This is a genomic window from Klugiella xanthotipulae, from assembly GCF_006716695.1.
In the GTDB taxonomy this organism is placed as follows: Bacteria; Actinomycetota; Actinomycetes; order Actinomycetales; family Microbacteriaceae; genus Klugiella; species Klugiella xanthotipulae.
Map to the genome: position 1 here is coordinate 17,555 of NZ_VFPN01000003.1, position 12,995 is coordinate 30,549.

7 protein-coding genes are annotated in these 12,995 nt (G+C 64.4%); 4 read left to right on the forward strand and 3 right to left on the reverse strand.

What is annotated here, in order from left to right; genetic code table 11:
• The first annotated feature begins 71 nt into the window (after positions 1 to 71).
• Together FB466_RS09510 and FB466_RS09515 are read left to right on the forward strand one after the other, a co-directional pair.
• Complete coding sequence (locus FB466_RS09510) at positions 72 to 3,392, forward strand: UrvD/REP family ATP-dependent DNA helicase (RefSeq protein WP_141918038.1); 3,321 nt, start codon at positions 72 to 74, stop codon at positions 3,390 to 3,392.
• A complete protein-coding gene (locus FB466_RS09515; RefSeq protein ID WP_141918040.1) occupies positions 3,389 to 6,682 on the forward strand; it encodes an ATP-dependent helicase in 3,294 nt (1,097 codons plus the stop codon). The genes FB466_RS09510 and FB466_RS09515 overlap by 4 nt, the downstream gene beginning before the upstream one ends.
• Positions 6,683 to 6,694: 12 nt before the next feature.
• On the opposite strand, the gene FB466_RS09520 is transcribed toward FB466_RS09515, so the two are convergent.
• Entirely contained in the window at positions 6,695 to 7,849 is a 1,155-nt protein-coding gene (locus tag FB466_RS09520) for a phosphotransferase (protein WP_141918043.1), read from the reverse strand.
• A 67-nt stretch (positions 7,850 to 7,916) separates the two neighbouring features.
• Between FB466_RS09520 and nudC the strand changes: the two genes are divergently transcribed.
• Together nudC and FB466_RS09530 are read left to right on the forward strand one after the other, a co-directional pair.
• Positions 7,917 to 8,843 carry an NAD(+) diphosphatase gene (gene nudC / locus FB466_RS09525; protein ID WP_141918047.1) on the forward strand — a complete coding sequence of 309 codons (927 nt, stop codon included), beginning with the start codon at positions 7,917 to 7,919 and terminating at the stop codon, positions 8,841 to 8,843.
• The gene (locus tag FB466_RS09530) at positions 8,843 to 10,519 is read left to right on the forward strand and encodes an ATP-dependent helicase (protein ID WP_141918051.1); all 1,677 of its coding nucleotides are present in this window, start codon (positions 8,843 to 8,845) and stop codon (positions 10,517 to 10,519) included. Before nudC ends, FB466_RS09530 begins: the two co-directional genes overlap by 1 nt.
• Here the strand turns inward: FB466_RS09530 and FB466_RS09535 are convergent.
• Together FB466_RS09535 and FB466_RS09540 are read right to left on the reverse strand one after the other, a co-directional pair.
• Positions 10,516 to 11,331, reverse strand: a complete 816-nt coding sequence (locus FB466_RS09535; protein ID WP_141918055.1) for a hypothetical protein — start codon at positions 11,329 to 11,331, stop codon at positions 10,516 to 10,518. The two genes, FB466_RS09530 and FB466_RS09535, sit on opposite strands and share 4 nt — an antisense overlap.
• 76 nt (positions 11,332 to 11,407) lie before the next feature.
• Positions 11,408 to 12,862, reverse strand: a complete 1,455-nt coding sequence (locus FB466_RS09540) for a zinc-dependent metalloprotease (protein ID WP_141918057.1) — start codon at positions 12,860 to 12,862, stop codon at positions 11,408 to 11,410.
• Positions 12,863 to 12,995: the final 133 nt, after the last annotated feature.

Genomic DNA, 12,995 nt, shown 5'->3' on the forward strand with positions numbered 1-12,995 from the left:
CCCGACTAGATTACGCGAGAATACCCGTGCCGACGAACCTCATAGGCACGCGAGTGGGTAACGTTGGGAGCATGTCAGAAAAGCCGGTTGAGATGAGCTTCGGCGGGGAGTCGGTGGATATCGCCTCCGCCCCCACCATTGACCTCGGTTTTGACCACAGTCAGCATGTCGCCCTGGCCGTGCCGGTTGCCGCTCACGCCGTGATCGTGGGGGCACCCGGCTCCGGTAAGACGACCGTGTTGATGCGGATGTATCGTGACCGTATCCTCCGGGATGGCCTTCGCGCCGAGGAGATTATGGTCTTGTCACCGACACGGCTGAGTGCCACCCGGCTTCGCGACGATCTCGACGCGCTCATGCCCACACCGAGCGCGGGGCCGCGGGCCCGCACTTCCACCTCGCTCGCCGTGCAAATCGTTTCGACGGCACGGGCGCTGCGCGGTCGGCCGCTGCCCCGGCTGCTCACCGGTCCGAGTCAGGATCACCTGATTGCCCGTCTGCTAGATGACGGTGTTGCAGCACAGCAGCATGACCCGACCGCCGGGATCTCCTGGCCTGTTGAGCTGGGGGAGGATGTCCGTTCCCTGCAAGGATTTCGTAACCAACTGCGCGAACTGATTCGTGTGTGCACCGACTACGGGATTTCACCGGAGGAGCTGCGAGCCCTCTCCCGGGCGCACGACCGTTCGGTGTGGGCTGCGTGTGCCGATTTTCTGCCCCTCTACCGGGCGGCGGCGGCCCGCGAGTTTCCGGACGAGCGTGACCTGAGCCAGTTTCACCGCGAGGCCATCGAACTGCTCACCGCTGTGTCGAACGGCAACGAGCAGGAACTGCTTCTGGGCGATATTGCCCGGCTGCGCGTGATTCTGGTTGATGACGCCCACGAACTGACCCGCTCCAGCATCGAGTTGCTCGCGGCCTGTGCCAGACGCGGCGTGAGTATCGTGCTGTGTGGTGACCCCGACATCACGACGGGTACCTTCCAGGGGGCCGAGGCGACGGTTCTTGGTGCGCTGGAAAACGTGGTGGGTCAGCCCGTCAGGCGCATCGTCCTGAACGCCGTGTACCGCCACGGGCCGCGGGTGCGTGGCTTTGTGCAGCGGATCACGGGCGCTATCGGTGCGGCCGGCTGGGGGACACAACGCGCCGCCGCCAGCACGCTCGGTGATGTTTCCGGCGGGGAGCAGGGGGTGTCGTCGCCCACTAGCCGAGATACCGTCCTCTTCAGCCGTGTCGAGTCCGCTGCCGAACAGAACTCCGTGATTGCACGCTATCTGCGTGAGCGTAACCTGAGGGCTCCGGATGGCGACCCCTCCGGTGAGGGCCTACCCTGGTCGCGCATGGCGATCATCTGTCGCACCCGGGGCCAGGCCGATTCGATCGCCGAGGCCCTGGTCTCACTTGACGTGCCCACCGCTGTTGCCGCCGGTGGCACCGTGCTGCGCGACCACAGCATCGTGCGTGACCTCGTCTGGGTGGCCGCTGTCGCTGTGGGGATGGAGGATATTGATGCCCCCTCTCTCAATCGGGTGCTGCGCGGGCCCCTCGGGGGGCTCGACCATATCGCTCTGCGTCGCCTGCGCTCTTCCCTGCTGCATGAGGAACGTGAAGCCGGGGGCAACCAGAACGCCGACGCGCTTCTGCTCACCGCATTCACGGAGCCCGCCGGGTTCCTCACTCTCGACATCCCTCAGGCCCGCGCCGCGGACCGCCTGCGCCAGATCATCCGCGATGCGAGGACCGCCGTCACGGGCAGCATCGAGGATATCCTCTGGGCTGCGTGGGATCGCTCCGGCCTGTCCGATCGCTGGGAGCGTCAGGCTCTGCACAGTACGGGGGTACTTGCCGAGGACGCCAATCGCTCGCTCGACGCGGTTGTCGCCCTCTTCTTCTCCGCCCAACGGTTCGAGGAGCGTTCGCCCGGTAGCGACCCTCGGGAGTTCATCTATTCCCTGCGCAATAGTGATGTGCCCGAAGATACCCTCGCCCCGCAGGGCACTAAAGACACGGTGACCGTTACAACCCCCAACGGCGTGATTGGACGAGATTTTGACCTCGTGGTTATCCCCGGGGTACAAGAGGGTGTGTGGCCCAACTTGCGCATTCGCGGTTCCCTGCTGGGCACGGAGCATCTCGCGGCCCTGAGCGAGCGTGGCCAGGTGACCGGAACCCCCCGGGCTGCTCAGATCTCCGACGGGGCGGAGCCCTCTCATGCGCTCGATGAGCGGCGCCTTGTACTTCACGACGAGCTACGGATGTTCGCCCAGGCCGTCTCCCGCAGCACCGGAGAGGTGATCGTGCTGTCCGTCGCTGATGAGGATTCGGTGCCCTCTCGCTTCTACGACCTCGCTCCCGAGGGCAGCGAGGCCTCCCTCCCCAGCGGTCAGCTCTCACTGCGCGGGCTTGTTGGCCAGTTGCGCAGCGACCTCGAAACCGGCCTAGTTTCCGCCTCGGACGAGGAGGGCCACCCGGAGAACGAACGCACCCGAGGTAGCGCTCAGGCCCTCGCCCTCCTGGCTCGCGAGGGTGTCGCCGGTGCCGCCCCCCATGAGTGGTATGGTATCGAGCCGCCGACGACAGACCGGCCGCTTGTGGACCTGAGCGCCGACAATGCCGCAGTACGGGTGAGCCCCTCGCGGATGGAATCCTTCGAGGCTTGTGAACTCGACTGGATTATTGGAACCCTGGGCGGGGGGAACACCAATAACGCGGCCGGGCTGGGCACGCTTGTGCACCGTGCGCTCGAAGAAGAACCGGTGCCCCACGTCGCGACCCTCATGGCGCACGTAGACGAGGGCTGGCCAGCCCTCACCTTCGACGCTGCCTGGGATGAACGACGGATGCATGAGAAGGCTCACCAGATGGTCATCCGCCTGGCCGAGTATCTCTACTCGTTTGAGCGGGCGAAGGGTGCCCTCGTGAGTGCCGAGCAGAACTTTCGCGTGCGCCTCGGCCCTGTTGACCTGCGTGGGGCCATCGACCGTGTTGAGTCCTACCCTCTTGACGATGCGGCGGAGGCTCGCCGTATCGTCATCGTTGACCTTAAGACGGGGAATCCTGACGTGACGAAAAATACTGTGGACGCTAACGCTCAATTGACCGCCTACCAGTTGGCGCTCGCGGAGGGGGCCATCGCTGATGTTCCGCCCCTCGCGGTGTCCGGCGGGGCCAAACTGGTGGTGGTGTCACCAGACCGGGCCAGAACCTACGTCGAGATTGCCCAGCAGACGTTTGCCGCTGAGAAGATGGACGAGTTCCGCGCCAGACTGCGCGAGGCGGCGACCGGGATGGCCGGGGCATCCTTCCGGGCGAGCATTGCCAGCCACTGCAGTAACCCGCACAGTCACGGCCTGTGCGTCATCCACACGGTTCGGCCGGTGAGTTATCGATGAGTATCAGCGCCCAAGAGATTGCGAACGCCCTCGGCAAGCCTCCGCCCACCGAGCAGCAGATCCGTGTGATCGAATCCGACCCGGCCACCCCCACCCTCGTGATCGCGGGGGCCGGAAGTGGCAAAACCGAGACCATGGCCAACCGGGTCCTGTGGCTTGTTGCCAACGGGATGGTGCGCCCCGCCGACATCCTCGGCCTCACCTTCACCCGCAAGGCCGCAGGCGAGCTGGGAGAACGTATCGGCCAGCGCCTCGACCAGCTTGCCGAGCGCGGCCTTGCCCCGGCGCGCAGCGACGACCTGCTCGACCAGCCGACCGTGTCCACCTACAACTCTTTTGCCAGCGCGATTGTGAGTGAGCGCAGCCTGCTCGTGGGCCGTGAGCCCGACTCCGTCATCATTGATGAGTCCACCGCCTGGCGGCTCGCCCGCGGCCTCGTCACGGCGAGTAACGACGACCGTCTCGTAGGCATCGACCGCAGCATTAACCGGATCACCGACACCGTCCTCCAGTTGGAGCGTTCCCTGCGTGAAAACGTGTGCACCGCCGAGGATGTGCACCGAATTGCCACCGAGTTTTCCGGGTTGCTAGACCTCCCTATCAGCGAGACGGGGTCAAAAAAAACGCCCTACTCTTCGGTGGTCAACGCCGTCAACGACGTCTCCGCCCTGCACCCCCTTGTTGAGCTCGCCGAGGCCTACTCTGCCGAAAAGCGCCGACGGGGCTTTATGGAGTTCTCCGACCAGGTGGCCCTCGCCCTGGAGGTCTGCCGACGTTCGCCAGCTACGGTGGCTGACTACCGTGCCCGGTATCGGATAGTGCTCCTGGACGAGTACCAAGACACGTCGGTTGTGCAGACGTGGTTGCTCGCCCAGCTTTTCGCTGGGCACAGCGTGATGGCGGTGGGCGATCCGCACCAATCCATCTACGGCTGGCGCGGGGCGAGCGCCGACAATCTCACCCTCTTCTCTTCACAGTTTGCAGACGGCGGTGCGCAGGCCCTGAACCTGTCCACCAGCTGGCGCAACTCCGACCGGGTGCTTGCCGTGGCCAACGCGCTCGTCACCCCGCTCACGCAGAGTTCCCGTGTGCACGTCGATGCGCTTTCCCCGCGACCCCAGGCTCCGCAGGGAACGGTTGAGTCGATCTATCGTGAAACGGTCGAGGAGGAAGCCAACGAGGTTGCCGGGTGGATGGTGGATCAACTCGCAGCCGGTACCGATGAAAGCCCGGTGAGCGGGGCCATTATCTGTCGCAGCCGCTCCGTTATGCCCCTCTTCGCCGATGCCCTCACCCGGCACGGCGTGCCCAATCGTATTCTGGGGCTTGGCGGTCTGCTCAGTAGCCCGGAGATTATTGACATCGTCTCTGTGCTGCGTACCATCTGGTTTACGGATGCCGGCTCGGCCCTCATCCGCCTGCTCACGGGCCCACGGTGGCGGGTCGGTATTGCCGATGTCGCAGCGCTGCACGCGGCCGCGCGTTGGTTATCCGCCCACGATTGGCGGTTGGCGGAGCTCTCCGAGGAACAGAAGATAGCCCAGCGCCGCTCGCTGGAGCCCGAGGACTCGGTCTCCCTGATTGATGCGCTCGATTCGGTGGTTACGGCGACCGAGGGGCACCCGATGCTCGCCGAGTTCAGCGTGGCCGGTCTTGAGCGGGTGCGGGAGGCGGGGGGCGTTCTCGCCGCCATTCGCCAACGGAGTGGTCTGGGGATCGCCGAGCTCGTGCGCCTGATTGAGTGGGAGCTTCGGCTCGACACCGAGGTGGTGGCTGTCTCGGGGTTCCGTCGAGGTGGGACCGATTCTCACCGAGCAACGCTCTCACGGGCGCGCCGCAATCTGGACGCCTTCTCCGACCTCGTTACCCATTTCCTCTCAGTCGATGACCAGGGCACCCTGCCCAGCTTCCTCGCGTGGCTTGACCACGCTGAGCAGCAGGACAGCCTCGCTGCCCGACCCGAGGCTGCCGACGACAACGCCGTGCAACTGATTACCGCTCACGGGTCCAAAGGACTGGAGTGGGACGTTGTCGCCGTGCCCCGCCTGACTGACGGCGACTTCCCCGCGAGCAGCCGCACGGGTACGGGCTGGTTGCGTTTTGGTCAGTTGCCGGATGAGTTGAAGGGGGACTCCGGTTCGCTGCCGCAACTGAACTGGCGTGAGTGTGCCACCCAGAAGGAGTTTCATGACAGCCTGGCCGAGTACAAGGACGCCGGTAAGGGGCATCGTCGTGACGAAGAGCGGCGTCTGATCTACGTCGCCACCACCCGGGCCCGCAAAGCGCTTCTGCTCTCCGGCTCGTTCTGGGCCGGAGCGAAGACCCCGCGCGCGCCTAGCCCCTACCTGCGCGAACTCGCCGAGGGTGGACTCATCCCTGCCCTACCGGAGAGCAGCGAACACGATGAGAACCCGGTGGATGCCCACAACGCCCCGCACATCTGGCCCGGAGACCCGCTCGGTTCTCGTCGCCCCATCGTTGAGCGTGCGGCCGAACTCGTCGCAGCGGCCTCGGTTGACGGGACGGACACTGATCACATACCCAGCGATCTTCGTGAGGATCTCTCTCTCCTGCTGCGGGAGCGGGACCGATGTGGCACTCGTGGGATGGCTATCCCGCTGCCCCAGCGCATCACCGCCTCGCGGTTTAAGGACTTTGTGACTCAACCCGCTGAGGTCGCGCGCCGGATGCGTCGCCCTCTCCCGCAGAAACCCTTCACCCAGACCCGGTTAGGCACGCAGTTTCACGCGTGGGTGGAGGAGCGCTACGCGACTCCCGGTGGCACAGCCGACACACTCGATGCCGAACTCTATGAGCTGGATACCGAACCCAGTGAGACCGTACCCGATGAGGCAGCCTCCTCCGGGGTCCATACAACCTTTGATCAGTTACGCGCCAACTTTGAGGCCTCCGAGTGGGGCGACCGCCGACCCGTTGAGGTGGAGCGGGAAATTCATCTCCCGTTTGCCGGTCGTACCCTCGTTTGTAAGCTCGATGCCGTCTACGGTTCGACCGTTGACGGTGAAGAGCACTTCGAGGTCGTTGACTGGAAGACGGGTCGGGTCCCACGTACCGAACAGGAAAAGAAGGAACGACAGCTACAGCTCGCGCTCTACCGCATCGCCTACGCGCGTTGGCGCGGTATAGACCCCGTGCGGGTGAGCGTTGCCCTCTACTATGTTGCGGCCAACGAGATCATCCGTCCGGACACGTTCCCCTCCCTTGATGAGCTGGAACAGCTGTGGCGCGATGCGGCGACCGGTACCGGATCACCCTGGCTCAGCTCCTAGGGGGATGTGCTTTTAGCGTGTTCTGGGGGAGCCACCCGTCGGCCCGGCATCCCCGCCCTGGACTGGAATTGGACCGGTGGCGGTCGATGTGGAATGCTCAGCGGAGTCATCCTCGTCAAAATCGGTGTCGCGCTGAAGCTCGGGGTCATCCAGGAGACCGTCGGCCCCGTGCTGGTTACCCGGGATGATGCCGGGGACCTGACCGAGCAAGTCAACCGCCTCGGTGACCCCCATGACTGGCTTCTCTGTCACCGCCTCGCCGCTGATTCGGTCCACGAGTGTACCGAGCATCCCCACCGCGTCATCCACGATCTCGGTACTGTGCGTATCCTTGCCGTGCAACAGCCACCGCACAATGTCGAGCTCGCTGTAAAACTGTGCCCGTCGCAGGAGGGATGCCGGGTCGGGGATATCCCGCAGTCGCGCATACTCCGCGACAACCGTCACCATGGTGTCCCCCGGGGTCTCCGCGAGCCACGCCAGATCGGTCGCGGGATCGGCCACCCGCAGCTGCGACCAGTCGAGCACCCCGCTCACGGAATCCGCATCGTCGTAGAGGAACGACTCCGATGTCAGTGCGCCGTTGACCACGGTGCTGTGGAACTGCCAGATGGCCCGGTCCGCCATCACCCGCTGCCACCGGGTCAGGACGCTCGACGGCACCAACCGCGTCGCCTCGCCCCGCGCGATCAACCGCGTCGTCTCCTCCCTCGCCTCGATGGCGCTGCGCACGGGCAGCCCTGCCTCCACAATCAGCGAACTCGGTAGATTATGGATGGCCTGTAGTGCGCGGGCGATTGAGGGCACGATGGTCGAGTCGGCGGTGATGCGCGAGCCATCCACCTTCACACCGTCAAGATATGTGTAGACAATCGCGCGCGTGTTGCCGGCCCGGGTCTGGCCGAGTGCTTCAGCGACACGGAACGGCAGGTTGTGACGCGCCCCCGGTGTGAGCGCAGCGAGACCCAGGAGATCGGCCGATTGTAGCGTTTCCGCCGCTTGAGTAGTGGGAATCCGAATGATGAGGTCGTTCCCGTCGGGTGTGCTGAGCATCGCCGAGGAGAAATCTCCGGAGCCACCGTAGGTGTGTTGTCGGACCTGTGTTACCTCCAGATTCGGCACGGCCGAGGTGGCAAGCGCGGCTAGAGTGAGATGTGAACGACCCATTATTCAAGACTAACCCGTGACGCTCCGCAGGGCCCGGCAACGCGACCCACTCTGATGAAAGGAACCGATGTCTTCGGTGAATCAATTTCGCCTGCCACTCGCCGCGTCTGTGGACGACCGTGACGCAGCCACCCGGGAAAATCCGGTGGCGCTCGCCGCCGCCCTGAGTTCACCCGAGACGCGGTTTGTTGTTCTGGTGGGCGCCGAAGCTATCCTCCTGCCGAGTGCCGGAGCTGATCGGGGTTCCGATGCGCCTCGTCTCGCTCTCCTGACCCGAGATGAACTGCCTGGCGAGGGCGATGACTTTTATCTCGGTCGCATCCTGGAGAGTGGTCGTTCCACACACGTGGCGCTGCGGGTGCTGACAAACAGTCCCGCCACCCGCTACCCACTGGGCAACCTGCGCGCCCTGGCGCACCTGCTGCCCGCGCGCGATGCGGCGCTCCTGACCCAGTCTCTCGCCCTCGCGAACTGGCACTCCCGCTACCGGTTCTCACCCTCGACGGGGCGGGCCACAGTGGTTGACCAGGGTGGGTGGATGCGCCGTGACCCCGACTCTGGCGAGCAATTCTTTCCGCGCACTGATCCTGCCGTGATTGTGCTGGTCCGGGATCGGGATGACCGCATCCTGCTCGGCTCCAATGTGTTGTGGGAAGCTGGCCGGTACTCGCTCCTGGCTGGCTTCGTCGAGGCTGGTGAGTCGCTGGAGGCAGCCGTGCTGCGTGAGGTCGCGGAAGAATCCGGATTGCGTGTGGTCGAGCCTACCTACCGGGCCTCCCAGCCTTGGCCCTTTCCGCGCTCGCTGATGCTGGGGTTCACCGCCCGCCTTGCCGACGACGAGACCCCCACCAATGCGGTGCCCGATGGCCAGGAAATTGTCGATCTGATGTGGGTGAGCCGCGACGAGGTGCGGGCAGATTTGCCCTCGCTTAGGCTGCCTGGTAAGTCCTCGATCGCGCGGGCACTGATTGATGAGTGGTTAGCTGAGGCGTAGTGGCATCTTCTCGCAGCATTCTCGCTGATCTCGATAGCGAACAGAGACAAGCCGCCCTCGCCCTCCGCGGCCCCGTGTGTATCCTGGCCGGTGCAGGAACAGGTAAAACGCGCACCATCACATACCGTATTGCCCACGGGGTGACGACCGGCATCTACTCGCCGCAGAAAGTCATGGCCCTCACCTTCACCAGCAGGGCAGCGAGCGAGCTGCGCACTCGCCTGCGTGAGCTGGGCGCATCCGGTGTGAGCGCACGCACGTTTCACTCCGCGGCGCTTTCGCAGCTGGGTTTCTTCTGGCCTCAGCTGGTGGGTGGAGTGGCTCCGAGTGTTATCTCGGGTAAGGGGAAACTTCTGGGCCAGGCTGCCGAGCTTTTGCATATCCGGGTGGATCACGAGACTCTGCGCGATGTTGCGGCCGAGATCGAGTGGCGCAAGGTCAACCTCCTCACCCCCGAGCAGTACGAGTTGCATTCGGCCGAGCGGCCACGGCCTGCCGGGCTCACCTATCATCAGCTCATCGAGTTGCAGGCGATGTACGAGAAGCTCAAGGATGACCGCCGCCAGGTTGACTTTGAGGATGTCCTCCTCCTCACCACGGGAATGCTCGAAAATGAACCGCGGATGGCCCTCCAGGTGCACGAGCAGTATCGGCATTTTGTTGTTGACGAGTATCAGGATGTGTCCCCGCTACAGCAGGCTCTCCTGATGGCGTGGGTGGGGGACCGTCAGGATCTCTGTGTGGTGGGGGATGCTAGCCAGACCATCTACTCGTTTGCGGGCGCGTCAAGCGACTACTTGCTCCGGTTTCCTTCGACCTACCCGGAGGCCACCGTGGTCCGGCTGGAGCATAATTATCGCTCGTCCGCACCGATTGTGGGTGCGGCAAACTCGCTGATGCGGTCCCAGCCAGGGGCTCTGAGTCTGGTGCCGGCGACCGACGCGCAGAAGACCGGCCCGGTACCGGCTGTGACCGTCCTCGCGGATGATCGTGCCGAGGCCGAGTGGGTTGCTGCCCAGATTGCGGACCGGCTTGCCGCGGGTGCATCCGCTCGCGATATCGCTGTGCTGTGCCGCCTCAATGTGCAGACGGCTAGTGTCGAGGCGGCGCTGAGTCGCCGCGGTGTCAGCTACCAGGTGCGTGGGGCTGGCCGTTTCTTTGATCGACCGGTGGTGCGGCAGGCCATCCACGCGTTGCGTGCTGCCGCGCTCGTCGGCAGTACTGATCCGCTCTTCCAGACGGTGAGCGATGTGCTCCGCTCGCTGGGTTGGACCCAGCAGCCACCCGAGGGTATCGGTGCCACCCGGGACAAGTGGGATGCGCTGGGTGCGCTCATGTCACTGGCCGATGAGGCACCGCCGGGTACCACCGTACGGGCCTTCAGCGACGAGCTTGTGGAACGTCAGAAGTCTCAGCACGAGCCGTCACTCGATGCGGTGACAATCGCGACCATTCACACAGCCAAGGGTCTGGAGTGGGATATTGTCTTCGTGCTGGGGGTGAGTGAGGGGCTCTTGCCCGTCTCATACGCGGAAACGGTCGAGGACATCGCCGAGGAACGGCGGCTCTTCTACGTGGCGATCACACGGGCACGTCGCGAGCTTCAGCTGTCCTGGGCACGGCGCGGTCACCGTGAACGTCAGGCCTCGCGATTCCTCAACGACCTGGCACGCTAACCGCCGCGTACGTGGGCGGGCCGGGTTAGGCTCAGGCAACCGCACTCCGAGTGCACGGGAGTCTCCGTGTAGGTGACTGTTCGGGTCTCCGAGTCGAGGCGGGCGCTGCGACTCCGCAGTGTGCTGCGACCCGAGGTGAGGTGGTTGTGAATGTCGCCCGCGAGGTGGGCCACTGCCAGCAGGAGGAGGTCCTCGCGCTGCGCGGGTGCCCTGCTCTGTGCCAGCTGGCTTGCGATGGCGGGCCACGCTGGGTCGGTATCTCGCTGATGCAGGTCAACACACAGCAGGCAGCCGCTGGTGCCGGGCTCCACAATCGGCCCCCAGCGCACCGTCTCATCCGAGAAGACGAGGGGTACATGTGGCACATCCGCGCTCAGCCAGCCGCGGTATCTGCTGGGAGCTACCGCGTAATCGGCGCAGATAACGGCCAGCGATGGCGAGCGATGGGCGAGCGAATCCTGGGCCGCCACAGTGTGGTGAAGGGAGGTAAGTATTCGAGTCAGTTCACCACGGGCGGGATGTGTCCCGCTCAGGACAATTATGCTCTGGGTCGCTGTGACTGACGGGGGTATTCGGGGTGGCACCGGGGCAAAGGTCGCGAGGATCTGGTCTCGTCGGGCGGGGCTGACATCCAGGGCTTCACCGCAGCCCTGGTAGGTGGCGTCGTCAACCCCCACGTGCAGGAGGTGCAGCAGGCGCTCCTCGCTCAGGGTGACGTGGTCAAGCTGAGCGCGTGGCCGGTCTACTCCGAGTTGAAGGGTGTAGGGATCACGCCATACGAGGGGAAGCCGTGGTGGGAGCTGTCGGAACATGACATCCAGTGTGGGTGTTCTGCTCCGCTGCAGCCACCCGTTATCCACAGGTGAGCGCGAGTTGCCCGTTTGCGCGTTAGACCGTCGGAGTGTTACCGACGGAGGGATCCCCGCCGGTTGGGTCATCCGTGATCCCGCCGTGTGTGTCCTCAACGGGGCGTTCGATGCTCGTATCGCTCAGAAGCGCGGCAATGGCCTGGTCAATATCGCTGAGCGACTCGTCGGTCGTTCCGCCCGTGATCAGGCCCAGACGCTGCAGAAGCAGTTCGGGGGTATCGATTTCGTCGCTCGTGGGCAGAATATCCGGGTGCGCCCAGAGATTATCGCGGGCCTCCGCGCCGCCCGCCTCGCTTACGCGGGTCCACATGGTTGCAGCCTCGCGCAGTCGTCGCGGGCGTAACTCCAGCCCTACGAGCGTTGAGAATGCCGACTCGGCCGGTCCTCCCGTGGCCCGGCGACGGCGCACCATTTCGGCAATCGCATCGGCTTTGGGTAGGCGCTTGGTGGCCTCCGCGGTGACAACATCCACCCACCCCTCGATCAGGGCGAGCATACTATCTAGGCGCGAGTGGGCCGATATTTGGGCCTCGGTCTTGGGCGGGATGAAAGCGCCCGTCGTGAGCGCCTGACGCAATTCAGTTGAGTTCGTGGGGTCAAAATCATTGGCAAAGTTTTCGAGCCGCGACATATCAATGTGGATGCCGCGGGCATAGTCGGTGATGGCGCTGATTAGGTGCAAACGCAGCCACTTGGCGTTCCTGAACAGTCTGGCGTGGGCGAGTTCACGCACGGCCAGATACAGACGCACCTGGTCAAGCGGGATGTCGAGACCCGTTCCGAACGCCGTGATGTTTTGCGGCACGAGAGCCGCCGTGTCGTGCTCGATCAGGGGAATGCCGATATCGCCTCCCGATACCACCTCTTGTGAAAGCTGGCCAATTACTTGGCCCAATTGGGTGGCAAAGAGAGCGCCGCCCACGTTGCGAATGAGACGGCTTGCCCCGTTGACCGCCCCGAGCATCTCCTCGGAGGCATGCTCTCGCATCGCATCGGTGAGCGCCTGCGAGATACTGAGTGCAACCGGCTCGGCAAGCTGACTCCAGGTGGGCATGGTGCGCGAGATCCATTCGGTGCGGGTGAGGAGTTTGGGCGTTTCACTCAGTTCAGTGATATCGGTAGCCTCGCTCAGCCAGAGGGCGGCGACCTGGAGCTCTCGGTCGAAGACGTCGCGATCAGCCGCCGATACCTCGAGGGTCTGGGGGCGGGCGAGGGTCTTAGCGTTTTCTGTCGATAACGACCAGTCGATGCTGTCATCTGTTGAGTTCATCGCGCGTTGGAGGGTGGAAAACAGGTTGGCCAGCGCGGCCGGGTCGGTAGGGAGACCTGCGGCGTTGGCAAACTGTGTGGGATCTATTGTGAAGCCCTCGGGAAGACCCTCTACCGGCTTTCCAGCTAAGAGGTCACGGAGTATGCGCTGGAACTCGTCGTCGGGCGTGTTGTTTTCGTCGCCGCTGTTGTTGTCGTGTGCCATGATCGCGTCCTCGTTCAGGTGGGCAGGTACCCGCGAGTTAGGATGCTTACGGGCAGTACACCTACGCTAACCCGAGCAGCCCCGGTTGAGGCTGAAAATGCTCTAGGCTGGGCCGGTTGCGTTTGTGCTTGCG